This is a genomic window from Plantibacter sp. lyk4-40-MEA-4, assembly GCF_030209415.1.
GTDB lineage: Bacteria > Actinomycetota > Actinomycetes > Actinomycetales > Microbacteriaceae > Plantibacter > Plantibacter flavus_A.
The window spans coordinates 1-25920 of the sequence record NZ_JARVSA010000004.1 but is presented as its reverse complement, the minus strand read 5'-3'; the positions used below and the strand labels follow the sequence as shown (position 1 = coordinate 25920).

28 protein-coding genes are annotated in these 25920 nt (G+C 71.1%); 14 read left to right on the top strand and 14 right to left on the bottom strand.

Going from position 1 to position 25920, the window contains the following annotated elements:
- The first annotated feature begins 14 nt into the window (after positions 1-14).
- Positions 15-1025, top strand: coding sequence for a DMT family transporter (locus tag QRN44_RS08310; protein WP_285038834.1), 1011 nt, complete (start codon positions 15-17; stop codon positions 1023-1025).
- Here the strand turns inward: QRN44_RS08310 and QRN44_RS08305 are convergent.
- Together QRN44_RS08305 and QRN44_RS08300 are read right to left on the bottom strand one after the other, a co-directional pair.
- Positions 943-1560 (bottom strand): FMN-binding negative transcriptional regulator, encoded by a 618-nt coding sequence (locus tag QRN44_RS08305; protein WP_285038833.1) that lies wholly within the window; start codon positions 1558-1560, stop codon positions 943-945. The two genes, QRN44_RS08310 and QRN44_RS08305, sit on opposite strands and share 83 nt — an antisense overlap.
- A 7-nt stretch (positions 1561-1567) precedes the next feature.
- The gene (locus tag QRN44_RS08300) at positions 1568-2482 is read right to left on the bottom strand and encodes a DMT family transporter (protein ID WP_502928634.1); all 915 of its coding nucleotides are present in this window, start codon (positions 2480-2482) and stop codon (positions 1568-1570) included.
- Here QRN44_RS08300 and QRN44_RS08295 point away from each other — a divergent pair.
- Positions 2481-3893 (top strand): aminotransferase-like domain-containing protein, encoded by a 1413-nt coding sequence (locus QRN44_RS08295; protein ID WP_285038831.1) that lies wholly within the window; start codon positions 2481-2483, stop codon positions 3891-3893. The two genes, QRN44_RS08300 and QRN44_RS08295, sit on opposite strands and share 2 nt — an antisense overlap.
- Before the next feature lie 21 nt (positions 3894-3914).
- Here the strand turns inward: QRN44_RS08295 and QRN44_RS08290 are convergent, their stop codons facing one another.
- Entirely contained in the window at positions 3915-4400 is a 486-nt protein-coding gene (locus QRN44_RS08290) for a pyridoxamine 5'-phosphate oxidase family protein (RefSeq protein WP_121294030.1), read from the bottom strand.
- A 269-nt stretch (positions 4401-4669) separates the two neighbouring features.
- On the opposite strand from QRN44_RS08290, the gene QRN44_RS08285 reads away from it, so the two are divergent.
- From QRN44_RS08285 to QRN44_RS08270, 4 genes are all read left to right on the top strand, one after another.
- A complete protein-coding gene (locus QRN44_RS08285; RefSeq protein ID WP_064294727.1) occupies positions 4670-4978 on the top strand; it encodes a hypothetical protein in 309 nt (102 codons plus the stop codon).
- A gap of 81 nt (positions 4979-5059) precedes the next feature.
- Complete coding sequence (locus tag QRN44_RS08280; protein WP_071259206.1) at positions 5060-5392, top strand: biopolymer transporter Tol; 333 nt, start codon at positions 5060-5062, stop codon at positions 5390-5392.
- Between the two features lie 100 nt (positions 5393-5492).
- Complete coding sequence (locus QRN44_RS08275) at positions 5493-6143, top strand: DUF2975 domain-containing protein (protein WP_285038830.1); 651 nt, start codon at positions 5493-5495, stop codon at positions 6141-6143.
- Positions 6143-6382, top strand: coding sequence for a helix-turn-helix domain-containing protein (locus tag QRN44_RS08270; RefSeq protein WP_079002926.1), 240 nt, complete (start codon positions 6143-6145; stop codon positions 6380-6382). The genes QRN44_RS08275 and QRN44_RS08270 overlap by 1 nt, the downstream gene beginning before the upstream one ends.
- An 18-nt stretch (positions 6383-6400) precedes the next feature.
- Here QRN44_RS08270 and QRN44_RS08265 read toward each other — a convergent pair whose 3' ends face one another.
- The 5 genes from QRN44_RS08265 to QRN44_RS08245 are packed head-to-tail and all read right to left on the bottom strand — an operon-like array spanning position 6401 to position 11568.
- Positions 6401-7429, bottom strand: coding sequence for a FecCD family ABC transporter permease (locus QRN44_RS08265; RefSeq protein ID WP_285038829.1), 1029 nt, complete (start codon positions 7427-7429; stop codon positions 6401-6403).
- Complete coding sequence (locus QRN44_RS08260; protein WP_285038828.1) at positions 7426-8481, bottom strand: FecCD family ABC transporter permease; 1056 nt, start codon at positions 8479-8481, stop codon at positions 7426-7428. Before QRN44_RS08260 ends, QRN44_RS08265 begins: the two co-directional genes overlap by 4 nt.
- Entirely contained in the window at positions 8478-9413 is a 936-nt protein-coding gene (locus QRN44_RS08255; RefSeq protein WP_175117618.1) for an ABC transporter substrate-binding protein, read from the bottom strand. The genes QRN44_RS08260 and QRN44_RS08255 overlap by 4 nt, the downstream gene beginning before the upstream one ends.
- A 56-nt stretch (positions 9414-9469) precedes the next feature.
- A complete protein-coding gene (locus QRN44_RS08250) occupies positions 9470-10321 on the bottom strand; it encodes a siderophore-interacting protein (protein WP_285038827.1) in 852 nt (283 codons plus the stop codon).
- Between the two features lie 50 nt (positions 10322-10371).
- Complete coding sequence (locus tag QRN44_RS08245; protein WP_285038826.1) at positions 10372-11568, bottom strand: MFS transporter; 1197 nt, start codon at positions 11566-11568, stop codon at positions 10372-10374.
- Positions 11569-11689: 121 nt separating this feature from the next.
- Here QRN44_RS08245 and QRN44_RS08240 point away from each other — a divergent pair, with 121 nt between their 5' ends.
- The 3 genes from QRN44_RS08240 to QRN44_RS08230 all read left to right on the top strand — a co-directional run bounded on the left by QRN44_RS08240 (position 11690) and on the right by QRN44_RS08230 (position 14958).
- On the top strand, positions 11690-12055 hold the full coding sequence (locus QRN44_RS08240) for a MerR family transcriptional regulator (RefSeq protein WP_285038825.1): 366 nt from the start codon (positions 11690-11692) through the stop codon (positions 12053-12055).
- 40 nt (positions 12056-12095) lie between these two features.
- Positions 12096-13049 (top strand): alpha/beta hydrolase fold domain-containing protein, encoded by a 954-nt coding sequence (locus tag QRN44_RS08235; protein ID WP_285038824.1) that lies wholly within the window; start codon positions 12096-12098, stop codon positions 13047-13049.
- 136 nt (positions 13050-13185) lie between these two features.
- Entirely contained in the window at positions 13186-14958 is a 1773-nt protein-coding gene (locus QRN44_RS08230) for a glycoside hydrolase family 3 protein (protein WP_285038823.1), read from the top strand.
- Between the two features lie 76 nt (positions 14959-15034).
- Here QRN44_RS08230 and QRN44_RS08225 read toward each other — a convergent pair whose 3' ends face one another.
- The gene (locus QRN44_RS08225) at positions 15035-16057 is read right to left on the bottom strand and encodes a LacI family DNA-binding transcriptional regulator (protein WP_121294038.1); all 1023 of its coding nucleotides are present in this window, start codon (positions 16055-16057) and stop codon (positions 15035-15037) included.
- A gap of 25 nt (positions 16058-16082) precedes the next feature.
- Positions 16083-17159 (bottom strand): carbohydrate kinase family protein, encoded by a 1077-nt coding sequence (locus QRN44_RS08220; protein ID WP_285038822.1) that lies wholly within the window; start codon positions 17157-17159, stop codon positions 16083-16085.
- A 125-nt stretch (positions 17160-17284) separates the two neighbouring features.
- Between QRN44_RS08220 and QRN44_RS08215 the strand changes: the two genes are divergently transcribed.
- Together QRN44_RS08215 and QRN44_RS08210 are read left to right on the top strand one after the other, a co-directional pair.
- A complete protein-coding gene (locus QRN44_RS08215; RefSeq protein WP_064294740.1) occupies positions 17285-18127 on the top strand; it encodes a class I fructose-bisphosphate aldolase in 843 nt (280 codons plus the stop codon).
- On the top strand, positions 18124-19302 hold the full coding sequence (locus tag QRN44_RS08210) for a Gfo/Idh/MocA family protein (RefSeq protein WP_285038821.1): 1179 nt from the start codon (positions 18124-18126) through the stop codon (positions 19300-19302). The genes QRN44_RS08215 and QRN44_RS08210 overlap by 4 nt, the downstream gene beginning before the upstream one ends.
- Before the next feature lie 246 nt (positions 19303-19548).
- Here QRN44_RS08210 and QRN44_RS08205 read toward each other — a convergent pair whose 3' ends face one another.
- On the bottom strand, positions 19549-19983 hold the full coding sequence (locus tag QRN44_RS08205; protein ID WP_285038820.1) for a GIY-YIG nuclease family protein: 435 nt from the start codon (positions 19981-19983) through the stop codon (positions 19549-19551).
- A 347-nt stretch (positions 19984-20330) separates the two neighbouring features.
- On the opposite strand from QRN44_RS08205, the gene QRN44_RS08200 reads away from it, so the two are divergent.
- Positions 20331-20882 carry a GIY-YIG nuclease family protein gene (locus tag QRN44_RS08200; RefSeq protein ID WP_285038819.1) on the top strand — a complete coding sequence of 184 codons (552 nt, stop codon included), beginning with the start codon at positions 20331-20333 and terminating at the stop codon, positions 20880-20882.
- 87 nt (positions 20883-20969) lie between these two features.
- Here the strand turns inward: QRN44_RS08200 and QRN44_RS08195 are convergent, their stop codons facing one another.
- Both QRN44_RS08195 and QRN44_RS08190 read right to left on the bottom strand, forming a co-directional pair.
- Positions 20970-21953 carry a LacI family DNA-binding transcriptional regulator gene (locus tag QRN44_RS08195; protein WP_285038818.1) on the bottom strand — a complete coding sequence of 328 codons (984 nt, stop codon included), beginning with the start codon at positions 21951-21953 and terminating at the stop codon, positions 20970-20972.
- 34 nt (positions 21954-21987) lie between these two features.
- Positions 21988-22716, bottom strand: a complete 729-nt coding sequence (locus QRN44_RS08190; RefSeq protein WP_285038817.1) for an SDR family oxidoreductase — start codon at positions 22714-22716, stop codon at positions 21988-21990.
- A 221-nt stretch (positions 22717-22937) separates the two neighbouring features.
- Here QRN44_RS08190 and QRN44_RS08185 point away from each other — a divergent pair, with 221 nt between their 5' ends.
- Together QRN44_RS08185 and QRN44_RS08180 are read left to right on the top strand one after the other, a co-directional pair.
- Positions 22938-23654 carry a nucleoside/nucleotide kinase family protein gene (locus tag QRN44_RS08185; protein ID WP_285038816.1) on the top strand — a complete coding sequence of 239 codons (717 nt, stop codon included), beginning with the start codon at positions 22938-22940 and terminating at the stop codon, positions 23652-23654.
- 101 nt (positions 23655-23755) lie between these two features.
- Positions 23756-25249, top strand: coding sequence for a mannitol dehydrogenase family protein (locus QRN44_RS08180; RefSeq protein WP_285038815.1), 1494 nt, complete (start codon positions 23756-23758; stop codon positions 25247-25249).
- Between the two features lie 232 nt (positions 25250-25481).
- Here QRN44_RS08180 and QRN44_RS08175 read toward each other — a convergent pair.
- On the bottom strand, positions 25482-25920 hold a 439-nt coding region (locus tag QRN44_RS08175; RefSeq protein WP_285038814.1), incomplete at its 5' end, for an HNH endonuclease signature motif containing protein.

The window sequence follows — 25920 nt, the reverse complement described above, 5'->3', positions numbered from 1 at the left end:
TGTATACTGCGGGGATGAGTAAACAGATCGGTATACCTGTGGCGCGGATGATCCGTGCCGTCATCGTCCCCCTCGCGGCGATCGGGTTCGTCCTCGCGTGGAGCTCCGGGTTCGTCGTCGCGAAGATCGGGACCGAGGACGTGCCGGTGCTCACCGTGCTCCTCTGGCGGTTCGTCCCGCTCGCCGTGGGGCTCGCGATCGTGCTGGTGCTGAGCGGGCAGTGGCGGAACGCCACCCGGACTCAGCTGCGCTCGCAGCTCGTCATCGGCCTGTTCGCGCAGTTCGGCTACGTCGTGTTCGTCTACGCCTCGGTCGCCGTCGGCATCTCGACCGGCACGACCGCGCTCATCGACGCCGTCCAGCCGCTCGTCATCGCGGCGCTCGCCGGACCGCTGCTCCACGTGCGGGTTCCGGGGGCCCAGTGGCTGGGACTCGGGATCGGCGCGGTCGGGGTGTTCCTCATCGTGCAGTCCCAGTTCGGCGCCTCGGATGCGCCGCCGATCGCCTACGCCCTGCCCGCGCTGGCCATGGCCAGCCTCATCACCGCGACGATCCTGGAGCGGCGCTCGCCGCACCGATCCCCGGTCCTCCTCACGCTGACCGTCCACGCGACGGCGACCATGGTGCTCCTCGCGGTGCTCGCCCTCGCGACGGGTGAGGCGGTGCCGCCAGGCGACACGATCTTCTGGCTGACGACGCTCTTCCTCGCGCTCGTCCCGACGCTCTCGGCCTACGGGCTCTACTGGTGGCTGCTGCGTCGCATCGGGGTCACGGTCCTCAACGCGCTCCTGTTCCTCGTCGCGCCGACGACCGCCGTCGTGGGTGCGCTCCTGTTCCGGGAGCCGTTCACGCTCCTGACGGCCGGCGGGTTCCTGCTCAGTGCGGCGGGCGTCACCCTCGTGCTCGTGAGCGACGCCCGCGATCGTGTCGGTGCCCGTCGGGTCAGTGGCCCGCCGGCGGCCGATCCTGCTGACGGCGCATCTCCTCGGCCAGTGCCGGATTCCGCTCCGCAAGGTGCGCGGTGATGTCGTCGACCACCTCGGGCGCCTTGTTCTGACTGAGCTTCGCGCGGGCGTCGAACCGCCTGACACGCATTCGCAGGCCGACCGTGCCCTTCGCTGCGCGCCGGGTGCCGGCCTCGTCCTGGGACAGGTGGCGGCCGTCCGGTCGATGGTCCTCGAAGTGATCGGTGAGTCGCGAGAGCATCTCGTAGTTCTCGTCCTCGCTCAGGACTTCGGGCGTGCCGTACAGGTGCGCGGTGACGTGGTTCCACGTCGGGATCACCTGGCCCTCCGGGTACCAGCTCGGCGAGACGTAGTCGTGCGGTCCCTGGATGATGACGAGGATCTCGTGCTCGCCGAGCTCGTGCGAGCGCTCGTCCGGTCGGCCGAAGTGGCTGACGATCGACAGCTCGTCCCGGTCCTCCTCGAGGATCGCCGGGTAGTGGGAGGCGACGAGCCCGGTGCTCGCAGGCGAGACGAACGTCGCCCACGGGTGGTTGCGGATGAGGCGCTTGACCTCGTCGACGTCGGTCATCAGGTAGGTGGGGGTGTGGCGCATGGTGGGGTCACTTCCGGTCGAGACGGGTGCGGACGGCGAGGCCGGCGCACAGGATGACCACGAGCCCGCCGAGCACGGTGGCCCAGTCGAGTCGCTCGCGGAGGATGAGGGCCGCCCAGACGATGCTCAGCACCGGCTGGACGAGTTGGATCTGGCTGACCCGGGCGATCGGGCCGATCGCGAGTCCGCGATACCAGGCGAAGAAGCCGAGGAACATGCTCACGACGCCGAGGTAGCCGAACGCCAGCCAGCTGCCGATGGCTGCGGTCGGCGGCTGCTGGACGACCGCGAGTGCCGTGAGGACGACCATGAGCGGTGATGCCACGACGAGCGCCCAGGAGATGGTCTGCCAGGAGCCCAGCTCCCGGGCGAGCAGTCCGCCCTCCGCGTAGCCGATCGCGGCTGCGACGACGGCGCCGAGCAGGAGGAGGTCCGACCAGGCCATCGGCGCGAGGCCGCCGTGCTGCACCGAGGCGAAGACCATCGCCGCGACCGCGCCCGAGCCGGCCAAGATCCAGAAGCGACGCGTCGGGCGCTCGCCGCCCCGGAGGACGGCTGCGACCGCCGTCGCCGCCGGGAGGAGGCCGATCACCACGGCGCTGTGACCGGCGGGAGCGGTGGTCAGCGCGAAGGAGGTCAGGAGCGGGAATCCGACGACGACGCCGCCGGCGACGATCGCGACGCGCGCCCACTGCATTCCGGTCGGGCGTCGCGCTCGCAGGGTGGCGAGGGTGATCGCGGCGAGCAGGGCTGCGACGACCGCGCGCCCGGAACCGATGAGGAGCGGGGAGAGGCCGACGAGGGCGACCTTCGTGACGGGGACCGTGAGGGAGAACGCCAGGACGCCGAGGAAGCCCCAGCCGAGCCCGCTGCGGGATAACACTCGCGTCGGTGTCGCGATAACGCTACTCTGTGTACTCATGGACAACGATAGCACTGGGCGGATCGTCGCCGCCATGACCGCTTGGATCGCAGCGGCACCTCCGGGTGCACGCGTGCCCTCCAACCGGGCGTTGGCCGCCGAGTTCGCAGCGAGCCCCGTCACCGTCCAGAACGCGATGCGCCAGCTCGCCGGGCGAGGGCTCATCGAGAGTCGGCCGGGCGTCGGCACCTTCGTGCGGGCGGCTCGTCCGGCGCGGTCGGTGGACTACGGCTGGCAGACCGCTGCGCTCGGCGCACTCCCGTGGCGCTCTGGCGCGCTGTCCTCGGCGCAACGGTCGGTCGCACCCGCCGCGATCGCGATGCACTCCGGATACCCCGCCCGAGAACTGTTGCCTGAGCGGCTGGTCCGCGCCGCGCTCGCGCGCGCCGCCCGCACCGACGTGGCGATGACCCGATCGCCGGCGGCCGGCTCGCCGGAGCTCCAGGCGTGGTTCGCAGCCGACCTCGCGGCAGCCGCACCGCCCGGGGTCGCGCCGCCGACCGCCCGGGACGTCATCGTGATCTCCGGCAGTCAGAGCGGACTCAGTTCGATCTTCCGGGCGCTCGTCGGCCCTGGGCAGCCGATGCTCATCGAGTCGCCGAGCTACTGGGGCGCGATCCTCGCGGCCGAGCAGGCGGGCGTGACGCTGGTCCCCGTGCCGACCGGTCCCGACGGACCGGACCCGGACGTCGTGGAGCGCGCGTTCCAGGACACCGGTGCGCGGGCGTTCTACGCACAGCCGACCTTCGCGAATCCGACCGGAGGTCGTTGGTCGCCGGAGACGGGGGTCGCGATCCTCGAGATCGTCCGGCGACACGGCGCGTTCCTCGTCGAGGACGACTGGGCCCACGATCTCGCGATCGACGTCGATGCCCGGCCGCTCGCCGCGCTCGACGACGACGGCCACGTCATCTACCTGCGGTCGCTGACCAAGAGCGTCTCTCCCGCGTTGCGCGTCGCCGCCGTCATCGCCCGGGGCCCGGCCCACGACCGGATCCTGGCCGACCTGGCCGCCGAGTCGATGTACATCAGCGGGGTCCTGCAGGCCGCCGCCCTCGACGTCGTCACCCAGCCCGGGTGGCGGTCGCACCTCCGCGGTCTGCGACCGCTCCTCCGTGCCCGACGGGACCTGCTGGTCGCGAGTCTGGGCGAGCACGCCCCGACGGCGCACCTCGAGCGGCTGCCGCTCGGTGGACTGAACCTGTGGCTGCGGCTCCCGGAAGGCACCGATGTGCCGCGCGTGGTCCGCACCTGCGAGAGCCGTGGGCTCATCGTCTCGGACGGCACCGAGTGGTTCCCTGCGGAACCCGCGGGGCCCTACGTGAGAGTCAACTACTCCGGCGAGGATGCGGGCCGCTTCGATGAAGCGGCCCGCATCCTCGGCGGTGTCCTGGCGGACGAACGCGCCTGAACGTGTTCAGGCGACCGCTCGTTACAGGTCGAGCTTCGCGTTGTCGCCGCCGTCGTAGGTCTCGCCGGTGACCTTGGACTTCACGAACGCGACGGCGGTCGCGATCTTGCCGCCGGGGCTGTCCCAGTACTCGGCGCTGTCGGCCGAGAACTTGAGCAGACCGACGCGCGGGTCGGAGGGGCCGTCCGGGAACCATGCCTCGACGACGTTGTTCCACAACTCTTCCAGCTTGGCGTGGTCCTCGACGAGTTCGGCGGTGCCGGCGAGCGACACCCACGAGCTGTCCGAGCTCAGCGTGACGCCGGCGTTCGGGTTGACGTCGAGCTGCTGCACGGCGGAGGCGTCCTTGCCGACGATGAACCACAGGTCGCCGTCGAACTCGCGCTCCTGGACGGTGAGCGGGTGGGCGACGAGCTTGCCGTCGAGGTCCACCGTGGTGAGCATCGCGAAGCGGAAGTCCGCGAGCAGCTTGTTGAGGGTCGTGTAGGGGTCGGTGTCTCCGGCCATGGGGTCTCCTTCGTCTCGTCGACCGGCCCGTCGGTGTCGGGGTGCCGGTCTGCGTGGCTCGCAGCCTACGACTCGTGGCTCCGACCGCACCTGGATGGCGCCGACCGTTGACGTGAGGCGGATCTTCTGCTCCTGTGGCGAGTCCGGCCGGCGTGTCCTGTCGCCGTCTCCGGTCGCCCCATCGCACATCTCGTGCACGAGCGCCATGCTCCCGCCCTTCCCGGGTCCGCTCACTAGCCTGGACTCTTCATCACCGTAGGGAGAGACACATGAACACCTCATCGCTCACGAACCAGATCAACGAGGCGCTCGCGGCACTTGGCGGCGGTCCGTTCCTCACGACGAAGACCACCGAGCAGGACGCCACGACCACGGTCACCGGCACCCTCGGTGACAGCGAGATCCACATCGACTTCATCGAGGAGGGCAACGGCACCGAGGCCGAGAAGGACCACACGGTCGTCGTCCGCGACGCCTCGGGCAAGCAGATCGGCGAGGGGCGCGGTGACTCGACCTTCGCCGACGCCATCTCCGCCTTCGGCTGGGCGGGCGTGCTCGACGCCGTCAAGAACGGCTGATCGCGCCATCATGACCTCGAGGGTCCGGTCTCGTCCGCGTTCGCGGTGGGCCGGGCCCTGTGTCGTCTCCAGGAGGCACCCGTGACGCCACGATCGGACGACGGGCCGGAGGAGGACGACCACTGGTTCGTCGTGAACGGTAGACGCTGGCGCCGGACGGATCCGAGTCTGCCGTCGGAACTCGTCGCGTCCCTCCAGTCCCACCTCGGCCGCGGGCGCTCCGGCGTCGGCGTCGCGAAGCGGGCAGGCGATGACGACGCGGTCGCTGCTGCCCGCCGCCGGGTCGGCCTCGCCAAGCACGGGCTCGGTGAACGCGGCCCGAAATGGTGGGAGGAGCCGGAGGCCGATCGACTCGGGCGCGCCGAGGCGGCGCTACGGGAGCTCGACGCGCTCGACGAGTCATCAGCAGGGTGATCCGGCCGGGTGGACCTGCTCTCCGCCCGCTCTTGCGTTCCGATCGATCTCGGCATATCGTTTATCGATACCAACGAAAATCGATATGGATGTGATGATCATGACCGAGTCCACCGATCGCCCGACGCCGTCCGGCTTCGACCACGCGGCCTGGCAGGCTGCGAAGACCCAGCGCTCCACCCGCAACGACCTCGTGTCCGTGCTCGGTGCCGCCGTCGTCGCGGCGGGGGCCGTCGTCGTCATGCTCGTCCTCCGGCTGCTCGACGTCTTCGGCACCGACGGGACCCGGGTGCCCGTGTTCTTCGACGCCGTCGACACGGTCCTGCCGGGTGCGGCAGGAGCCGGCTCCTTCACGATCGACCAGGGCTCGGTCGTCGTCGCCGACCTCCCGGTGGCGACCTTCGTGTGTGTGCTGCTCGCCGCGATCCTGCCGGCGATCGCGAACCTCGTGGTCATCGTCTGCGCGTTCCGCTTCTTCCGCCGTCTGCTGCGTGGCGACGCCTTCGCACCCGGGAACGCGCGGCTGCTCTCGATCGCCTCGATCGCCATCCTCTGCGGGTGGATCGCGGACACCTGGTTCGGCACGATGGCCTCGAACGGGGCGCTCGCTGTCGCGACCGACGGGGCCGTCGAGGGGACCCCGTATCCGCTCACCTGGATCCCGTTCTTCGTCGCCATGGCGGTCGGCGGCCTCGCGATCGCGTTCCGTGCGGGCGAGCGTCTGCGCGCCGACACCGAGGGACTCGTCTGATGGTGCCGACGCCCGAGGAGGACGTCGCGACCGGTGTGCACTGCAACCTCGACCGGTTGCTCGCCGACCGTGGGCTCACCCTCGCCCGGCTCAGCGAGCTCGTCGGGGTGAGTGTGGTGAACCTCTCGGTGCTGAAGAACGACCGCGCGAAGGCGATCCGGTTCTCGACCCTGACGGCGATCTGCCGGGTGCTCGACTGCACGGTCGGCGAACTGCTGGAGCTCGACGACGCCCGCTGAGTGGTTCGGACCCGACCTTCAGTGCCGCCGCTCGCGGAGCAGCAACTGCGTGAGGTACAGCCCGCCGACGACCACGGTGACGACGCCGACCGGGACCGTCAGCGGGATCAGATGCTGGGCCACGAGGTCGGACGCGAGGAGCAGGACGCCGCCGACGAGCCCCGTCGCGACCAGCGGGATCCCCGGCGAGCGGGTCAGTCGGCGTGCGATCTGCGGAGCGGCCAGGGCGATGAAGGCGATCGGGCCGGCGACGGCGGTCACCGCGCTCACCAGCGCGACCGCGAGGCCGATGAGGATGGCGCGTTCGCGGGTGAGGCGCACCCCGGTCGCGGCGGCCACATCGTCACCGAGTTCGAGCTGGCGGAGCGGACGGGCGGCCAACGGCAGGACCGCGAAGAGCACCACGAGGCACGCCAGTGCCGGCCACACCACGGTCGCGGTCGCGGTGTTGAGCGTCCCCGCGCCCCAGGCCGCTGCGAAGAGCGCGACGTCGAGGTCGGCCCGGAGGAGCAGCCAGCTGTTGAACGCGGCGAGCATGGCCGAGACGCCGATGCCCACGACGATGAACCGGAACCCCGACAAGCCCTGGCGGAGGGCCAGCAGGAAGATCGCGACCGCGGCAGCCAGACCGCCGAGCAACGACCCGGCCATCAACGCCGGCCAGCTGCCGCCGAGGAGGAGGAGCGCGACGAGCATCCCGGTGAACGAGCCGTTCGCGAGGCCGATGATGTCGGGGCTCGCGAGTGGATTCCGGGTGAGGGTCTGGAAGATCGCTCCCGAGACACCGAGCGCTGCACCGAAGCCGATCGCCGCGAGGACCCGGGGCAGGCGCCAGTCCAGCACGACCGTGCGGGCCAGGCCGTCGACGCGTCCGGTGAGGACGCCGATCACCTCCTCGGTGGTCAGCGGGTAGTCGCCGAGCGCGAGACCGGCGATCGCCGCGACGACGATCGCCAGGAGTGCTGCGGCGCAGACGAGGAGGGTCCGTCGTGCCGGTCGGCGCCCGGTGATCGGACGTCCGGTCTCCCGTTCCCGTGTCGTGCTCACAGGCCCGAGGCCGTTCTGCGTCGGGCGAGCGCGATGAGGACGGGCGCCCCGACGAATGCGGTCACGAGCCCGACGGGCATCTCGCCCGGGAGCACCGCGATCCGTCCGACGACGTCGGAGCACAACACGAGGACGCAGCCGACGAGGACCGAACCCCCGAGGATGCGTTGCTGATCACTGCCGACCGACCAGCGCACGAGGTGGGGCACGACGAGGCCGACGAACGCGATCGGCCCGGCGATCGCGGTGGCGCCGCCGGCGAGCAGCGTCACCGCGGCGAGCACCAGGATGCGACTGCGCGTGACGCTGACGCCCTGTGCTCTGGCGACGTCCGGGCCGAGGGCGATCGCGTTGAGGCTCCGCGCGCTCGCCGCGGCCAGGACGAGGCCCACGGCGAGGAAGGGGAGGACCGGCACGACGACACCGAGGTCGCGTTCGAGCAGGCTGCCGGCGTTCCAGCCGCGCATCCGGTCGAACGCGTCGGGGTGCGTGATCGCGATCCCCGTCGTCAGTCCGGCGAGCACGGCTCCGAAGGCGACACCCGTGACGGTGAGGCGAGCGGTGGAGGACTGCTCGCGCCCGCCCGAACCGATCGCGTACACGACGAGGGTGACGACGAGCGCCCCGCCGCACGCGAGCCAGGCGATGTCGCCCGGCGCCCGGACGCCGAGGAACGCCAGGCCGACGGCGACCGCGAAGCCTGCCCCGGCGTTGACGCCGAGGATGCCGGGGTCGGCGAGCGGATTCCGGGTGAACGCCTGCATGAGCGCGCCAGCGACGCCCAGGGCTGCACCGACGGCGAGCGCCGCGACCGTGCGTGGCACCCGCTGATCCCACACGACGAAGTCCGCCTCGTCCGAGCCCGTGCCGAGGAGCGCGGCACGGACGTCATCCGGTGCGATCGGGTTCGCGCCGACGAACAGCGACAGGAGGACGGCGACCGCGAGCGCCGCGACGCCCGCGAGCAGTCCGACGAGCAAACGGCGTCGCTGCGGCGCCCGCCCGCTCACCGAGGTGTCGCGGGCGGTCAGGATCGCGGTCGGCTTCGTCACGACCCGTCGGAGAGCAGCCGGTCGAGGTCGTCGAGGACGGCCATGCCGCCGAGGGGGCCGACGCCGGTGATCCAGAAGGACTGGTCGACGAGGTGCAGCTCGGGGAAGGCGTCCGTGTTCGCGGTGAGCGAGGCGGGCAGCGTCGAGGTGTCGTCGGGGTCGACGCTCGTCACGAAGACCTGGTCGGCCTTCGCCTCGAGTACGCGCTCGGGGGAGAGGTCGAGGGAGATGTCCTCCCAGGCGTGTTCGGGCGTCGTGAACCCGGCGCACTCGAGGGTGCTGCCGGCGAAGGAGGTGGGGCCGTAGAGCGTGAGGACGCCGTCGCGCGGGCGGATCAGCTGTGCCGTCTTGCCGGCGGTGTCGTGCTCCTTCGCGATCTCCGCGCAGCGTGCGTCGTAGGCGTCGAGGAGTTCGTCCGCGCCGTCCGGGTCACCGAGTGCCTCGGCGACGAACTGCACGTTGTCGCGCCAGGGGTCGGTCTGCGTCGCCATGAACACGGTCGGCGCGATCTCGGACAACTGGTCGTACAGGGCGGAGTGCCGTGACTCGGTGCCGATGATGAGGTCGGGCTTCGCGGCGGCGATCAGCTGCACGTTCGGCTCCGCCACGGTCCCGACGGTGGGGATGTCGGCGGCCTCCTCGCCGAGGTAGGTGGGGACGCCGGCGGTCTCGTTCAGCACCGCTGCGCCCACCGGGGTGATGCCGAGCGCGACGGTCGTGTCGAGCTGCACCGGTTCGAGGACGACGACCCGCTTGGGTGCGTCGGGGATGCTGGTCTCGCCGTGGGCGTGCTCCATGACGTGGGTCGCGCTCGTCGCGGTGTCCGAGGGGGTCGAGGCGCTCGAGCTGCTGCAGGCGGAGAGGCCGAGGGCGGCGATGGAGAGGGCGGCGACGGCGACGAGACGTCGACGATGGGCGAGGGGGAGGGGCACGGATCACCTTTCGAACGGGCCGCGACGGACGCGACTGAGTAAGGCAAGCATAACCTTCATTCGGGCGTGGTTCTGGGGCGAGCGTTCCAGTAGCCCTGCCCGTGGACGCGCTCGGGATCGATCCCGTGGTCGGTCGTCGCAGCGCGCAGGAGGGGGATCCGGGTGCTCTCGGTCACCAGCCAGGCGGCGAAGTCCGTGCCCAGTGTCGCCGCCGACGACCCGTGCAGATGGAGCCACTGCTCGATGCCGGCGACGAGCGCGTCACCGCCAGGCCGCCCGGCCCGTTCATGGACCTCGACCGTGTGACGCTCGAGCAGTGGCCCGAGCAGGGCGGTGTCGGCGGAATCGCCGAGCTCGAGGAGGACGTGGGCGCGGACGTCCTCGTCGAGGGAGCGCAGGATCCCGTGGACGGCGGGGAAGGCCGTCTCGTCGGCGGCGATGAGCACGGTCGTCGCGGTACCGGGCGCCCACTGGACACCGTGCGTCGGGTCGCCGCGACGGACGTCCGGCCCCGAGACGAGCAACCGGTCGCCCGGCCGCGCCCCGAGCGCCCAACGACTCGCCGGACCGGCCGGCTCGTGGATGAACACGTCGAGGTCGACCTCCTGCTGCGCCGGCCTGACGCGGTGGGCGGTGTAGCTGCGCATCACCGGGCGGTCCGCCGGTGGGAGCGCTCGCCAGGCGCGCCGCCACGCGTGCTCCGGCAGGCCGCCGTGGAGTCCGTCCGGGTACGCGCCGTCGTCTCCCGGCAGCAGGATCTTGATCCGCTGGTCCCGCTCGTACGGGGCGAAGTCGACGAGCGAGGCGCCGGCGAGGGTGAGGCGGACGAAGCCGGGGGACAGCCGTTCCGTGCGGTCCACGACCGTGTCGAACAGGATGTTCGGCGAGTGCAGGAACGGGACGGGCATCGCATCGAGTCTAGGAGGACCCGGCTGCGGCGCGCCGGGTCCTCCGTCGTTCACCCGCGGCGGACGGCGCGTGCGATCACGGCGCAGAGGGGGAGGGCGACGACGGTCAGCGCGGCCGCAGCCGGGAGGAGCAGGGATGCACCCCAGGTGCCGAGGATGATCCCGCCGACCGCCCCGCCGGTGGCGATCGAGCAGTTCCACACCGTGACGAGCGCCGACTGGGCCGCGTCCGCAGCGTTCCCGGCGACCCGAGCGATCGCCACCTGGAAGAGCACGGAGTAGGCGCCGAAGGCGAGCCCCCAGCCCGCCGCTGCGATGAGCAGGACGACGACCGGGGGATCCCAGGCCACGACCGCGAGGCCGACGGTCCCGAGGAGGGCGGCCGTGAGGATGGTCGTCCCGAGGCGCAGGTTCGCCAGCCGTCCGGCGCCGAGCGTCCCGACGACCGACGCCACACCGAAGGTGGCGAGGAGCAACCCGAGCGGCACGGGCGTCCAGCGGGAGGACAGGACCGGTGCGAGGTAGGTGTACGCGATGTTCTGGCCGATGATGCAGACGGCGAGGGCCACGAGGATCGTGAGGACCGCGGGGATGCGGAGCGCCGCACCCATACGTGTCGAACGCCCGGGGGCGCTGCCTGCCACCCGGGGAGCGACGACGACCGCGAGGACACCGAGGAGCGCGGTGGCGGCGGCGACGATCCCGAACACCGTGCGCCAACCGAACCCCTCACCGAGGACCGCGCCGGCCGGGACGCCGAGCGCGAAGCCGAGCGTGGCACCGGACAGCACGATGCCGAGTGTGGAGCCGAACCGCTCCGGGGTGGTGAACCCGCGCGTGTACCCCGGAAGCATCGCCCACACGACGCCGGCCACGAGCCCCGCGACGAACCGGGCCGCGAGATGCGTGAGCAGGTCGGGCGCGACAGCTGTGCCGGCGTTCGCGAGCGCCGAGACGATCAGGGCGAGCAGCACGATCGTCCGGCGGTCGAGTCTCGCGAGCGCACGGCTGATCGGGATCGCGGCGACGATACAGCCGAGTGCGAAGACGGCGACGCTCTGGCCCGCGATCGACTCCGACACGCCCAGGTCGGCGGCCATCGCGGGGAGGACTCCGGCCGGGAGCACCTCGGTGAGGAGCGTCACGAATCCGACGGCGGCGAGGAGCAGCGCGGTCGGGAGGGGAGAGCGGGTTCGGGTGGCAGGAGGGGTCGTGGATCGTGCCGTGCGCACGCTGTCGGTGGTCATGTCGGTGAGTCTCCCGGCCTGCCACTGGTGGCAGGGTCAAGCCGACGAGGATGCCCCGGGAATATCCGCCCGGCACCGACGGCTGCTCCAAGAGGACACAACTCGGTCGAAGGGGTCTTGCATGCGCATCGGCGAACTGGCGGCGGCCACCGGGAGCACGCCGCGGCTGCTCCGGTACTACGAGGAACAGGGGTTGCTGCGCCCGACCCGTTGCCCGAACGGGTACCGCGAGTACGGGGACCACCTCGTCGCGAAGGTGCAGCGCATCCGCGAGCTGATCGCCGTCGGCATGCCGACCGCGCTCATCCTCCAGGTCCTGCCCTGCTTCGAGGACGACGACACGATCTACCAGGTGACGCCCTCGGCGGAGGTGCTGCAGCGGTTGCTCGAGCATCGCGAGCGACTGGATGCGAAGCTCGGCTGCATCCAGGAGAGCCGGGACGCCATCGACCTCTACCTCCAGCGCGTCGGCGGCGTCGTGGTCTGAGTCGACCGAGTCGACCGAGTCGGCTGGGTAGGCTCGGCGCATGTCACTCGATCCGTACTACCGCGACCGCCTGAGCCTCTTCGACGGGTTCTCCAACGCCGATCGCGCCGCCGCCGGCGGAGCGCTCGACGAGGCGTTCCAGGAACGACTCGCAGCCTACGGCGACGACGGGCCGTGGACCCCGCCGAGTGATGTGGTGGTCACCGACGAGGTCGTCGACGGTCCGCACGGCACGGTCCCGATCCGACGCTACGTCCCGGCCGATCCCAGTGGCGTCGCGCTCCTCTGGGTGCACGGCGGTGGTTTCGCGGCGGGGACGCTCGACTGGCCGGAGGCGCACGTCGTGAGCGCCGAACTGGCGGCGCGAGCGGGCGCGGAGGTCGTCTCCGTCGACTACCGCCTGGCGGACGGCACGACGCGATACCCGGTGCCGCTCGACGACGTGCTGGCGGTCTGGGAGCAGCTCGACGACGAGCGGTCGACCGTTCCCGGTGCGCGGACGGCCATCGGTGGGGCCAGCGCCGGAGCGGCCCTCGCGCTCGCCGCGTCACTCCGCAGCGATCGTCGTGCGGACGCCGTGCTGCTGGCCTACCCGTTCCTGCACGCGGTCGTGCCCGCCCTGCCCGCGGACGTCCTGGCCGAGATGGTGGTCCTGCCGGACTTCATGCGGTTCCCGACCGAGTCGATCGACTGGATGGTCGAGAACTACGTCGGTCGACTCGACGACGTGCCCGAGCTCGCCCTGCCGGGAATCGTCCCCGTGACCCCGGACCGCCCGCCGCTGTCGGTCCTGCTCTCGGAGTTCGACGACCTCCGGCCGTCGGGGGAGCTGCTCATCGCGGCGTCGGAGGCGGCCGGTGCACCCGTCCGTAGTCGGCTCGAGCCGGGCGTCCTCCATGGCCACCTCAATCGCCATCCGGTCGCGCCAGGCGTCTCCCCGTCGCTCGACTGGCTGGCCGACGGGCTGCGCGCCGTGGGGAACCACGCCGGCTGAGTCTTGCGTGATCCTCGTCAGCGGGCATACTGGAGTCACACTCCGTTCCCGAACGGAGTTCGGTTTTCGCTTCCGGCTCGCCCGAGCCCGGGTGATCCCGACGCCGCCCCACTCACCGACGAGAAACGGACCACCCATGAGCGAGCATGAACCGGCGCTGCCCTACCGCGACGCGAGCCTGCCGGTGGAGGACCGGGTGGAGGACCTCCTCGGACGGATGACCATCGCCGAGAAGGCCGGCATGCTCTTCCAGACGATGATCGCCCCGGGCCCCATCGACGAGGCGAACCCGCACATGGGACTCGCGAGCGGCGAGCACATGATCGGCGAGCAGCTCATGTCCCACTTCAACGTCCTCGGCACCGCGCCCGACACGACGGCCCTCGCCGAGTGGACCAACGCCCTGCAGGAGCGCGCGTCGCGCACGCGACTCGGCATCCCCGTCACCCTGTCGACCGACCCGCGCAACCACTTCACCGACAACGTGGGGACGGCGGCCCGTGCCGGCGCGTTCTCGCAGTGGCCCGAGACGCTCGGCCTCGCGGCGATCGGATCGGCCGACCTCGTCGAGGCGTTCGCCGACACCGCGAGGCAGGAGTATCTCGCCGTCGGGATCCGGTTGGCGCTCCACCCGCAGGTCGACCTCGCGACAGAACCGCGCTGGTCGCGCATCGGCGGCACGTTCGGTGAGGACGCCGAGCTCAGTGCCGAACTCGTCGCGGGCTACATCCGAGGCTTCCAGGGCGCCGAACTCGGGCCGCAGTCGGTCTCCACGATGACGAAGCACTTCCCCGGCGGTGGGCCACAGCTCGACGGGGAGGACCCGCACTTCGCCTACGGGCGCGAACAGGTGTACCCCGGCGACAACTTCGACTACCACCTCATCCCGTTCCGCGCCGCGATCGCCGCCGGAGCCGCGCAGATGATGCCGTATTACGGCATGCCCGTCGGGACCGAACACGAGGAGGTCGCGTTCGCCTTCAACCACGGGATCATCACCGGGCTCCTCCGCGAGGAGCTCGGGTTCGCAGGCATCGTCTGCACCGACTGGGGACTCGTCACCGACACGTCGATCATGGGGCAGGACATGCCAGCGCGGGCGTGGGGCCTGGAGCACCTCGACGAGCTGTCCCGGGTCGAGCGCATCCTGCAGGCCGGTTGCGACCAGTTCGGTGGCGAGGCCCGACCCGAGCTCGTCGTCGAACTCGTCGAACAGGGGCGCATCACCGAGGATCGCATCGACGCCTCGGTGCGCCGACTACTGCGCGAGAAATTCGTGCTCGGGCTCTTCGAGCAGCCGTACGTCGACGCGGGCGCCGCGAGCGGCATCGTCGGGCGCGCGGACTTCGTCGCCGCCGGCGAGGCCGCACAGCGCCGCGCCTTCACCGTCCTGACGAACGTGGAGGAGACGCTGCCGGTGCGCTCGCCGCGTCCGCGGTTGTATGTGGAGGGCGTCGATCCCGAGGTCGCCGCCGCGTACGGCGAGGTCGTCGCGGATCCGGCTTCGGCGGACGTCGCCCTCGTGCGCATGCAGACGCCGTACGAACCGCGACCCGGCGGCTTCGAGGCCATGTTCCACGCCGGATCGCTCGACATCCCGGCCGACGAGGTCGAGCGGTTGCGGGCGCTCGCGCTGGCGGTGCCGACGGTGCTCGACATGCACCTCGACCGACCGGCGATCCTCACCGGGGTGGTGGACGCGGTCGCGGCACTCGTCGCGAGCTTCGGCGGCAGCGACGCGGCGTTCCTCGACGTCGTGTTCGGCCGGGTGCTGCCGGAGGGCCGGCTCCCGTTCGACCTGCCGCGCTCGATGGCGGCCGTCGAGGCGAGTCGGTCCGACGTCCCCTACGACACCGAGGACCCGCTCTTCCGTTTCGGCCACGGCCTCACCTACCCCGCCGGTCCCTGAGCGCCCCTCCCGATCCCTGCGCGCCCCCGTCCGGTCCCGGAGCACCTCGTCCGGTCCCTGAGCTTGTCGAAGGGCGTCAGCGCTCGGAGCCGCGCAGCTCCAGACGCACGTCCAGCGTGTGGGTCACGGGCGGACCCGCCTCGCCGGCGATCAGTGCCAGGAGGGTCTCCGCCGCCACGCGGCCCATGAGCGCCACGTCTTGCGCCACCACCGACACCGCCGGCGACACGAGCGGTGCCGCCTCGAAGTCGTCGAACCCCACGAGCGGAAGCCGTCGCCCGGCCGTCGCGAACGCCTGCACCGCCCCGATCGCGGCCCGGTTGTTCGCGGCGAACACGGCGTCCACCTCGCCCGACGCCAGGAACCCCGCCACGACCGCCGCAGCGTCCTCGACGGAGTGGGCGCCGTCGGAGACGATCGGCTCGATCGGACCCGTCCCCGCCGCGCCGCCGAGGTCGGCCTCGGCGAGCGCCCGGTGGTAGCCGGCCAGTCGCTCGCGCATCGTGTACAACTCGAGTGAGTCGCCGAGGAAGGCGACCCGTCGTGCGCCCGCGGCGAGCATGGCCGCGGTCGCCCGGGTCGCTCCGCCCGCGTTGTCAGCGAGCACCGTGTGCGCCTCGACCGACTCGAGTGGCCCGGTCGGTCGGTCGACGAGCACCATCGGGACGTGCACGATCGTGCTCGTGGCCCAGGCCGTCGTCGCCTGGCGTGGCGGCACGACGACAAGGCCGTCCACGCGCTGCGCGACGAGCCGGTCGACGAGGAGGCGGTGCCGGTCGGCGTCCTCCTCGGAGCTCGCCGACATCAGCAGGTACCCGTGTTCCGTGCACACGCGCTCCACCGAGCGTGCCAGCACCGAGTAATAGGGGTTCGCCAGGTCGCTGATGATGAGCCCGATGACCTTGCTGGACCGCCCGGGCCGGATGCTCGCGGCCGCCAGGTTGTGCCGGTAGCCGAGGGCCTCGATCGCCGCGCCGATCCGTTCCGACAGCTCCTGGTTGATGTTCGTCGCGCCGTTCACATACCGTGACACCGTCTTCAGCCCGACCCCGGCCGCCGCGGCGACGTCGTTCATGGTCGGGGGTCGGGAGCTGCGCATGCTCACCATCCTGGCGTATGGGGGGTCACACGACCGGCTCGCCCGCGCCCGCGGCAGCGAAGAGGCCGTTGAGTCCGGGGCGCAGTCGGGTGATCTCAGCCGCCGTCGGCCGGCGTCCCGCGATCGTCGCAGCGGCACTCGCGCCCGCGAGCTCGGCCGCTTCCGCCGGTGCTGCACCGCGTGACATCGCGAACAGCAGGCCGGCGGTCGACGCGTCCCCGGCGCCGTTGGTCGACACGAACGCCGGTGCGGGGACGGGCGGCGCGACGAGGTCGACGTCGGCCCAGGCCTCGGCGAGCGGTGCGAGCATCCGTCCGCCCAGTCGCAGGCGGTCGACGCCGGCCGCCCGCAGGAACAGACCGTCCTCGCCGGCCGAGATCGCCACGACGCCGGCACCCCAGGCGAGCAGGAGGTCCGCGAACGCCGCCGCTTGGGCCAGGGGTGATGCGCTGGTCCCGGCCGGGAGACGGAGCGTGCCGAGCGCCGAACGCAGGTCGTCGACGCTCGGACTCACGACGTCGGTCAGCGGCAGGGTGCGCCGGAGGATCGCCTCCCAGTCCAGATGGCCGACGGCGCTCGTGGGGTCGACGACGGCGAGGTCCATCGAGGTGGTGGCGCCGTGTCGGTGGATCCGTTCGAGCAGTTTCGCGAGGGGCGCCGCGTCGTCGGCGACGATCCCCGGGAGCAGCGGGGGATAGCCGAGGTGGACCAGGTCCGCGTCGCCGACGGCCAGGTGCTCGCCGGTGAACACCTCGTTCGCACCCGTGTGGTGCCAGAAGGTCCGGTCGAGGCCGGCGGGCTCGACGACGACGCTGTAGGAGGTCGCGGCCCGGTCGGTGACCTCGAGCGCCGGGTGGAGCCGGTCGTGCGCCGCGATGCGTGAGGCGACGATCGCGCCGAGCTCGTCGTCGCCGACGGTCGCGTGCAGGCGGACCGTACTCCCGAGATCGGCGAGGGCGAGGCCGGTGTTCGCGACGCAGCCACCGAGGGAGATGCGGAGCGGGCCGGTGTCGATGAGGGCGCCCGGATCGATGCGTGCGCTCGCGCTCAGCCCCGGCGACAGGTCGACGCAGATGTGACCGGCGACGACGATCTCGCCCATGGACCCTCCGTTCTTCGCCCCGGGGCTGACCCGACGCAAGCTAGACAACGTTGTCTCAGGCCACTACTGTGACACACCGAGGGAGGATTCGGAAACCCTCCCCGTCACGATCAGGAGCCGCCGCAATGTCGCTGTACCGCCTCAATCGTCTCTTCAACGCCCGATCCGGTCGCGCGCTCGACGTCGCCGTCGACCACGGGTTCTTCGGCGAGCGTTCGTTCATCACCGGCATCGAGGACATGGGCGAGGTCGTCCGCACGCTCGTCGCCGCGGGCCCGGACGCCGTCCAGCTGACCCTCGGTCAGGCCCGTCTCCTGCAGCAGGTCCCCGGCAAGGACAAGCCGGCGCTCGTCCTTCGGACGGACGTCGCGAACGTCTACGGCAACCCCCTCGACTCGATCCTCTACAGCCACCACGTGCCGCACGCGATCGAGGAGGCCGTCCGGCTTGACGCCGTCGCCGTGTGCGTCAACCTCATGCAGATCCCGGAGCACCCCGAGGTCCGTGAGGCGAACATCCGCTCGATCATGGCCCTGCGCCGCGAGGCGACCCGGTATGGGATGCCGCTCATGATCGAACCCCTCGTCATGCAGGACAACACGACGGCCGGCGGGTACCAGGTCGACGGCGACATCGAGAAGATCGTCACCCTCGTGCGCCAGGCGGTCGAACTCGGCGCCGACCTCATCAAAGCCGATCCGAGTAGCGACATCACCGAGTACGCGCGCGTTGTGCAGGTCGCCGGAGACGTCCCCGTCCTCGTCCGTGGCGGCGGTCGCGTCGACGACCGGACCCTGCTGGAGCGCACGGTCGCCGTCCTCGACGCCGGGGTCAGCGGCATCGTCTACGGCCGCAACATCATCCAGCACGAGCACCCGGCAGCCATCACCGCGGCACTCATGGCGGTGCTGCACGACGGCGCCGACGCCGATGCCGGCCTCGCGATCCTCGAGGCGGCTCGCGCATGAGCGCCGACCAGGTGACGGCCGACCGGGCGACGGCGGAGCGCGTCAACGTCGCGATCATCGGCGGCGGACTCATGGGGCGCGAGATCGCAGCCGCCATCCAGCGCTGGCCGGCGCTCATCGACCACCCGGTGCGACCGCGACTGACGGCCGTCTGCGACATCAACCCGGCGGCGCTCGACTGGTTCGACGAGATCGACACGGTCGTCACGAAGACCACGGACTACCACGAGCTGCTCGCCGACCCGTCAGTCGACGTCGTCTACGTGGCCGTGCGTCACGACCTCCACGAGCAGATCTACACGGACGTCATCCGCGCCGGGAAGGGCCTGCTGGCGGAGAAGCCCTTCGGGATCGACGCGGCTGCGGCGCAGTCCGTCCTCGCGGCGATGGCCGAGCACCCGGAGAGCTTCGTCCGGTGTTCGAGTGAGATGCCGTTCTTCCCGGGAGCGCAGCTGGCGATCGACTATGCGCGGTCCGGGGCGCTCGGCACGATCGTCGAGGCGCGCAACAGTTTCCTGCACTCGAGCGACATCGATCGGGGCAAGCAGATCAACTGGAAGCGCCAGACGCGGTTCTGCGGTGAGGCCGGCGTGATGAACGACCTCGGGATGCACACCTGGCACGTGCCGCTGCGGCTCGGCTGGGCACCCGAGAGCGTGTACGGGGTGCTGCAGAACATCGTCACCGAGCGTCCGGGCCCCGACGGTTCGCTGGTGCCGTGCGACACCTGGGACAACGCGGTGCTGCACAGCTGGGCGACCCACGACGGTGTCCGCTTCCCGCTCACGACCGAGACGAAGCGCATCGACCCCGGGCAGAAGAACACGTGGGAGTTCGAGGCGATCGGTCTCGACGGCGGGGTCCGGTTCAGCACGAAGAACCCGAAGCTCGTCGAGGTGTTCGCGGTGCGGGACATCCCGGGTGGCGGTCGGGAGCAGGTGTGGCAGCAGCTGGACGCGGGCAGCCAGTCGGTGTGGCCGACGGTGACCGGCCCGAACTTCGAGTCCGGGTTCTCCGACACGATCCTCCAGATGTGGGCCGTGTTCCTCGCCGAGCGGCACGGCTCGCTCGGTGACCGGTTCGGGGCGGCGCGCCCCGAGGAGGCGGCGCTCACCCACGACATCTACCGAGCGGCGATCCGCTCCCATGAGGAGGGTCGCGCGATCGCGCTGTGACGTGCGCATCGGCTGGGAGGCCACCCGATCGTCTCCCAGCCGGGAGCGCGCCGTCCGGCCCCTGAGCTTGATCGGTCCCCGCCGACCCGAACGGTCGGTCCCTGTCCGCTCACTCGGGCGGTCCTTGCCAGCGCACCCGTTCGGTCCCTGAGCTTGTCGAAGGGTGGGGTCTGTCCGTGTGCCCTTCGACAGGCTCAGGGACCGGGGTCGGAGTCGGTCGTTTCGGACCGGTCGGTCCCTGTCCGCTCACTCGGCCGGTCCTTGCCAGCCCAACCGATCGGTCCCTGAGCTTGTCGAAGGGGTGGGGTCTGGTCGCGCGCCCTTCGACATATCGACACGCTCAATGCGGCGCAGCTCAGGGACCGGCCCCCGGTCTGTTCCAGGTTCCGGATCGCGCCACGCGGTGATCCGCGAGCAGCTGAGGCGCGGGAGGTCGTCGAACCGCCCATCGATCACGGCCTGCTTCTTCGCCCGGCTCCACCCCTGAAGACGTTTCTCGATGAAGAATGCGTCGTCCACGCGGTCGTACTCGGCTGACCAGACGAGTGTGACGGGCAGTCGCTCGCGGGTGTAGGTCGCTCCGAGGCCGTCCATGTGCTCGGCGAGTCGTCGAGCCAGGTCGATGGTGCTGCCGGTGTAGAAGGATCCGTCGGCGCATTTGAGGATGTAAACGTCGGGCATCCGGAAAGCCTCGCAGGACCTCGATCGTGTCGGTTTGCGCTGACGTCCGACGGTGGACGCTCTCGGATCACGCGGAGTTGTGGAGGACCTTCGCTCGCCCCTGCCGCTTCGCCCGTTCGGTTCCTTGCAGTGCCCAACCGAGCGGTCCCTGCCGGCGCAACCGTTCGGTTCCTGAGCTTGTCGAAGGGGCGGGGTCTTGCCGGGTGCCCTTCGACAGGCTCAGGGACCGGGGTCGGAGTCGGTCCCTGCCGGCGCAAGCGATCGGTCCCTGAGCTTGTCGAAGGGCGGGCCACGCGTCCCGTCCGTGGGCGGAGGCCGGTGTCGGCGGGGTGGGGGACACTCGGGAGATGCCCCACAGACGATGCGTACAACCCGGGTGTGACGCCGCGGCATCGGTCGACGCGCCCGTCGCGCTCTGCGAGGATCACCTGGCCCTCGCCGCCGACTGGGCGGAGCGCCGATGGGGCGTGGTCGACGCTCTGCCCTCGCCGTGCATCATGTGCGGCTCGCGGCTCGGCCGGCACTACCCGTCCGCCTGGTTGTGCGCCGCGTGCGAGTGGCGGCAGGGCGACGTGCCCGACGACGACCTCGCCCGGCCGCGGATCGACGTCGTCTACTACCTGCGCCACGGCGACCGCGTGAAGATCGGCACCACGACGAACCCTCGCCAGCGGTTCGCCGCGATCTGGCACGACGAACTGCTCGCCCTCGAACGAGGCGACCGGCACGTCGAGCGTGCGCGTCACGAACAGTTCGCCCGCGAACGCCTCGAACGCTCCGAATGGTTCACGGGGTCGCCTCGACTGCTCGCCCACATCGCCTCGGTCGCCCGCGACGTCGACCCCTGGGACCTCTACAGCCGATGGCTCAGCGAGACGGCGGCACTGCGTGGGCGATAGTCTGCTGCTCCCAAGCTCGTCGAGGGGTGGGAAGCGCTCGCGGCACGTGGGCGGGCTGGGGGACCCGGATCGTCCAGCGGGGAGGGCTCAGCGCACCGCGGACGCGGCGCGGCAGGAGTCGCGCTCGACGAGGTGCACCGGGAGGACCGTGCTCCGGCGGTATCGCCGGTCGGGGCGGTCGAGGCGATCGATGATCCGTTCCGCAGCGAGTCGGCCGAGGGCCTCCGGGTCCTGCGTGATCACGGACACCGACGGTCGCAGGAGCTCGGCCAGGGGGAAGTCTCCGAACGCGACCAGTGGGAGCGGTTGCTCGGCGAGTGCGGGCAGCAACGCCATCGTGCAGACGGCGTTCGACGAGAACAGGGCTGTCGCCTGGGAGCCGATCGCCGCCAGCGCACGCGCCGCGCCCTCGCGGGTCGCCGCACCGAGGACGATGAGTGCCTCGTCGGCGGGCAGCCCGGCTTCGGTGAGTGCGGCCCGATACCCGCGCAGCCGCTCGGCGGTCGTCGGTAGGGCCAGCTGGTCGCCGACGAAGGCGATCCGGCGGTGGCCGTGCTCGACGAGGTGGGTCGTCGCCGCGAACGCTCCACCGAAGTCGTCCTGCGTGAACGCGTCGGCAGCGAGCCCGCCTGGCGCGCGGTCGACGAACACGAACGGCGTCCGCGACGCCCACGCTGCCAGTGAGCTCTGGTCGTCGCTGATCGGCGCGAGCACCACTCCGGCCAGCTGGCGCCGGAGCATCGGCTCGAGGACCGCGCGCTCGCGGTCCGGGTCGTCGCCGAGGCTCGTGACGAGCGTCGACATGTCGTGATCACGCGCCGTCCGCTCCACCGCACGCGCGATCTCGGCGAAGAACGGGTCGACGATGTCGGGGACGGCGACCCCGATGACCGACGGGCGGCCCGAGCGGAACGCCGTCGCGAGGGAGTTCGGCACGTAGTCGAGCTCCCGCATGATCGACTCGACCCGTTCTCGGGTCGCCGGGAGGACGTGCGGGTCGTCGTTGAAGACCCGCGAGACCGTCTTCGCGCTCACGCCGGCGGCTGCGGCGATCTGGCGCATCGTGGCCATGCTCGTCCCTCCCGTTCGGTCCTGCCGGTTCGGGTCAGCGCGCGGTGTAGCCGCCGTCGATCGGCAGCGAGACGCCCGAGATCATGCCGGCGGCGTCGCTCAGCAGGAAGGTGATCGGGCCGGCGATGTCGTCCTCGGTGGCCCACTTGCCGAGCGGCATCGCCTCGAGGAAGGGGCCTTCGATGTCGGGCCGACCCCAGTACCAGGCGGACATCGGCGTCATCACGACCGTCGGGTTGACGGCGTTGACCCGGATGCCGTACTTCCCGAGTTCCAGGGCGGAGACCCGCGTGATGTTGTCGAGCGCTGCCTTCGACGAGCCGTAGGAGATGTGACCGGAAAGCGCGACGAGGCTAGCCTGGCTCGAGACGTTCACGATCGCGCCGCCGCGTTCCTGGCGGATCATCTCGCGGGACGCGTACTTGGTGACGAGCAGTGACCCGCGTGCGTTGATACTGATGACCTTGTCGAACACGTCGATGTCGGTCTCCTGGGGGGAGGCGATCTCGCCGCCCCAACCGCCGGAGTTGACGACGCCCCAGATGTCGCGTCCCTCGATCGCGTCGCGGATGCTGTCCTCCGAGGTGAGGTCGAAGGGCAGCGGTTCGGCGCCCGTCTCAGCGGCGATGGCGTCGAGCTGCTCGACGTTGCGACCGGAGGCGATCACCTGCGCGCCCGCTGCGACGAGGTGGCGGACGGTCGCGCCGCCGATGCCGCCACTCGCTCCCGTGACGAGGATGGTGCGGCCGTTGAAGTCAGTCATGAGGTGGTCCGATCGACGTGATGAGGCCCGTGCGTCGGTGCACCGGGTCGCGAGCATCATAACCACGGAATGACGGCCATGTCACCCGTGACATGGATTTCTCCAGCAAACGATGACACCGGTGACATCCGATGTTGACACACGCATCCCCTGGACTTACCGTGAGTCGGGCGACGGCGCGACCGCGACCGGTCGGCTCCCAGGAGAGGTCAGGCATCACGATGAGCGGCACGACGACCACCGCCGGGACCGGCTTCGATGGCTTCGTCGACCTCGACGGCCTCATCGATCACGCCCGTTCGCTCGCCGCCACCGGGTCCCGCCGGATCCTCGGGATCGTCGGGGCACCCGGTGCGGGCAAGTCCACCGTGAGCGACGCGATCGCCGCGGCGCTCGGCGACCAGGCCGTGATCGTCGGGATGGACGGCTTCCACCTCGACAACGCCGAGCTCGTCCGCCTCGGGCGACGCGACCGCAAGGGCGCGCCCGACACCTTCGACGTCGACGGTTACGTCGCACTGCTGTCCCGCCTCGCCCGTGCCGGACGCACCGCCGATGCACCGGGCACACCCATCTACGCACCCCGGTTCGACCGCTCGCTCGAGGCGTCGATCGGCAGTGCCGTCCTCGTCCGACCCGAGCTGCCGCTCGTGATCACGGAGGGCAACTACCTCCTGTTCGACGACCACGGCTGGCAGGATGTCGCCGCGCATCTCGACGAGTCCTGGTACGTCGACGTGGACGACGAGGTCCGCCGCGACCGACTCATCGCCCGACGCCTCGGTCACGGACACCCGCGCGACGAGGCTGAGGCCTGGGTGCTCGGCGTCGACGAGCCGAACGCCCGCCTGGTCGACGCGACCAAGCAACGTGCCACCCGGATCGTCACGCTCGACGCGTCGACGCCGGTGGAGACCGAATCCACCCACGGCGTCTGACCCACCCTGCAGCCCCAGCACGCTCGACCTGCACCACCCTCGACCTGCACCACCCTCGACCTGCACCACCCGGAACCCGCTCACCGACGAGAAGGCACCACATGACCCAGCTCTCCGACGCCACCCTCACCGCTCTCGACGAGCGGGTGGCCGTCCCCGCCTATGACCGCTCGGCCATCCGACCCGGCATCGTCCACTTCGGGGTCGGCGCCTTCCATCGTGCGCACGGGGCGATGTTCGTCGACCGCGTGCTCGGGCTCCCCGGCGACGAACACGCGTCCTGGGGGCTCGTCGGCGTCGGCACACTGGCCGGTGACGCCGCCATGCGGGACGCGCTCGGCGCTCAGGACCGGCTCTACACGCTCGTGACGACGAGTCCGGACGGCGAGGTCGAGGCACGCGTCGTCGGGTCGATCGTCGAGTACCTGTTCGCTCCCGACGACCCGGAAGCGGTCCTCGCCCGCGTGAGCGATCCGTCGACGCGGATCGTGTCGCTCACGATCACCGAGGGCGGCTACGGGGTGAACGATGCCACCGGGGCTTTCGAGCCGAGCGACGGTGCGACGCTCGCGGACCTCGACGGGCTGCCGTCGGGGGCGCTGCCGCAGAGCCCGCTCGGGTACATCACGGCGGCCCTCCGTGCCCGACGCGACGCCGGTGCGGTCCCGTTCACGGTCATGTCCTGCGACAACATCCAGGGCAACGGGCACGCCGCCCGGACGGCGATCCTCGCCTTCGCCGAGCGCATCGACCCGGCGCTCGCCGCCTGGATCGGTGCCGAGGTGCGGTTCCCGAACTCGATGGTCGACCGCATCACGCCGGCGACGACGGACGAGCAGCGCGCGTTCGTGTCCGAGCGGTTCGGGATCGACGACCGCTGGCCGGTGCTCTCGGAGTCGTTCGAGCAGTGGGTGCTCGAGGACGACTTCTCCGACGGTCGTCCGCCATACGAGCGGGTGGGCGTGCAGCTCGTGGAGGACGTCGAGCCGTATGAGCTGATGAAGCTCCGGTTGCTGAACGCCTCCCACCAGGCGATGAGCTACCTCGGGTTGCTGGCGGGGGAGACGTACGTGCACGACGTCTGCCGCGACGAGCTGTTCTCGCGGTTCCTCCTCGGGTACATGCATGAGGAGGCGCGGCCGACGCTCGCGCCGGTCCCGGGCATCGACATCGACGCGTACTGTGCGGAGCTGATGCGCCGGTTCGGCAGTGAGGCGATCAAGGACACGTTGGCGCGGCAGATCGTCGACGGGTCGGAGCGCATCCCGAAGTTCCTGCTCCCGGTGGTCCGTGAGCAGTTGCGGACCGGCGGCGGGATCGCGCGTTCGGGGCTCGTCCTCGCAGCGTGGAGTCGGTTCATCGAGGGTGTCGGTGACGACGGGCGGGAGCTTGCCCCGGTCGACCGGCGGTTGGCCGAGTTGCAGGCGGCCGTCGCGCAGGAGGCGGAGCGCCCTGGGGCGTTCCTGGACCTGGAGGTCGTGTTCGGCGACCTCGGATCGGACGCGCGGCTGCGCGAGGCGTTCATCGCGGCGCGCGCGCGGCTGGCGGACGTCGGTGCGCGGGTGGCGGTGGAAGAGGTCGTCGCCGCGGGGTGAGTCTGCGGAGGACGGGGCGCGCCTCGTGTGCCCTTCGACAGGCTCAGGGACCGGGGTGTCCGGGTTGTCGAGAACGGCGTCGTTCGCCGAGCGTGTCGACGCGTGGTGGTTCCCGTGTCGGTCGCGGCGCTTGTCGACGCAGCGTGGTTCCCGTTTCGGTCCCTGAGCTTGTCGAAGGGTGGTTTCGGTTTCGGTCCCTGAGCTTGTCGAAGGGCAGGCGGGTGCCTCGGGTTCAGGCGGCGAGGTGGATGCGTCCGCCTCGGATGGGGGTTTGGTGGCGGTCGATGTGGCTGGGTGGGATGAACCAGGGGATGCCGTTTTGGATGGTGATGGTCCAGTGGTCGTCGTGGATGCGGTGGTGGTGGAAGGGGCAGAGGAGTACCCCGTTGTCGAGGTTGGTGGGGCCGCCTTGTGACCACCAGGTGATGTGGTGGGCTTCGGTGAAGGATGGTGGGTGGGTGCAGCCGGTCCAGGCGCAGCCGCCGTCGCGTTCGGCGAGGGCGAGTTTCTGTCCGCGGGTGAACAGGTGGGTGCTGGTGCCGAGGTCGAGGACTTGGGAGGGGCCGCCGAGGATCATGGGGATGAGGTTGGCGTCGGCGGCGAGGCGGCGGAGGGTGCCAGCTCCGATGGGTTCGTCGATGCCGTCGATGGTGGCGGTGCCGAGACCGGTT

Excerpts from the sequence above, each read along its gene's own strand:
- QRN44_RS08235 (WP_285038824.1), top strand. The coding sequence starts at position 12,096 with ATGTCACTCGATCCGTACTACCGCGACCGCCTGAGCCTCTTCGACGGG.
- QRN44_RS08305 (WP_285038833.1), bottom strand. The coding sequence starts at position 1,560 with ATGCGCCACACCCCCACCTACCTGATGACCGACGTCGACGAGGTCAAG.
- QRN44_RS08245 (WP_285038826.1), bottom strand. The coding sequence starts at position 11,568 with ATGACCACCGACAGCGTGCGCACGGCACGATCCACGACCCCTCCTGCC.
- QRN44_RS08220 (WP_285038822.1), bottom strand. The coding sequence starts at position 17,159 with ATGGGCGAGATCGTCGTCGCCGGTCACATCTGCGTCGACCTGTCGCCG.
- QRN44_RS08275 (WP_285038830.1), top strand. The coding sequence starts at position 5,493 with ATGACCGAGTCCACCGATCGCCCGACGCCGTCCGGCTTCGACCACGCG.
- QRN44_RS08190 (WP_285038817.1), bottom strand. The coding sequence starts at position 22,716 with ATGACTGACTTCAACGGCCGCACCATCCTCGTCACGGGAGCGAGTGGC.
- QRN44_RS08250 (WP_285038827.1), bottom strand. The coding sequence starts at position 10,321 with ATGCCCGTCCCGTTCCTGCACTCGCCGAACATCCTGTTCGACACGGTC.
- QRN44_RS08230 (WP_285038823.1), top strand. The coding sequence starts at position 13,186 with ATGAGCGAGCATGAACCGGCGCTGCCCTACCGCGACGCGAGCCTGCCG.
- QRN44_RS08225 (WP_121294038.1), bottom strand. The coding sequence starts at position 16,057 with ATGCGCAGCTCCCGACCCCCGACCATGAACGACGTCGCCGCGGCGGCC.
- QRN44_RS08240 (WP_285038825.1), top strand. The coding sequence starts at position 11,690 with ATGCGCATCGGCGAACTGGCGGCGGCCACCGGGAGCACGCCGCGGCTG.
- QRN44_RS08295 (WP_285038831.1), top strand. The coding sequence starts at position 2,481 with ATGGACAACGATAGCACTGGGCGGATCGTCGCCGCCATGACCGCTTGG.
- QRN44_RS08205 (WP_285038820.1), bottom strand. The coding sequence starts at position 19,983 with ATGCCCGACGTTTACATCCTCAAATGCGCCGACGGATCCTTCTACACC.
- QRN44_RS08270 (WP_079002926.1), top strand. The coding sequence starts at position 6,143 with ATGGTGCCGACGCCCGAGGAGGACGTCGCGACCGGTGTGCACTGCAAC.
- QRN44_RS08200 (WP_285038819.1), top strand. The coding sequence starts at position 20,331 with ATGCCCCACAGACGATGCGTACAACCCGGGTGTGACGCCGCGGCATCG.
- QRN44_RS08300 (WP_502928634.1), bottom strand. The coding sequence starts at position 2,482 with ATGAGTACACAGAGTAGCGTTATCGCGACACCGACGCGAGTGTTATCC.
- QRN44_RS08195 (WP_285038818.1), bottom strand. The coding sequence starts at position 21,953 with ATGGCCACGATGCGCCAGATCGCCGCAGCCGCCGGCGTGAGCGCGAAG.
- QRN44_RS08290 (WP_121294030.1), bottom strand. The coding sequence starts at position 4,400 with ATGGCCGGAGACACCGACCCCTACACGACCCTCAACAAGCTGCTCGCG.
- QRN44_RS08185 (WP_285038816.1), top strand. The coding sequence starts at position 22,938 with ATGAGCGGCACGACGACCACCGCCGGGACCGGCTTCGATGGCTTCGTC.
- QRN44_RS08180 (WP_285038815.1), top strand. The coding sequence starts at position 23,756 with ATGACCCAGCTCTCCGACGCCACCCTCACCGCTCTCGACGAGCGGGTG.
- QRN44_RS08210 (WP_285038821.1), top strand. The coding sequence starts at position 18,124 with ATGAGCGCCGACCAGGTGACGGCCGACCGGGCGACGGCGGAGCGCGTC.
- QRN44_RS08215 (WP_064294740.1), top strand. The coding sequence starts at position 17,285 with ATGTCGCTGTACCGCCTCAATCGTCTCTTCAACGCCCGATCCGGTCGC.
- QRN44_RS08310 (WP_285038834.1), top strand. The coding sequence starts at position 15 with ATGAGTAAACAGATCGGTATACCTGTGGCGCGGATGATCCGTGCCGTC.
- QRN44_RS08285 (WP_064294727.1), top strand. The coding sequence starts at position 4,670 with ATGAACACCTCATCGCTCACGAACCAGATCAACGAGGCGCTCGCGGCA.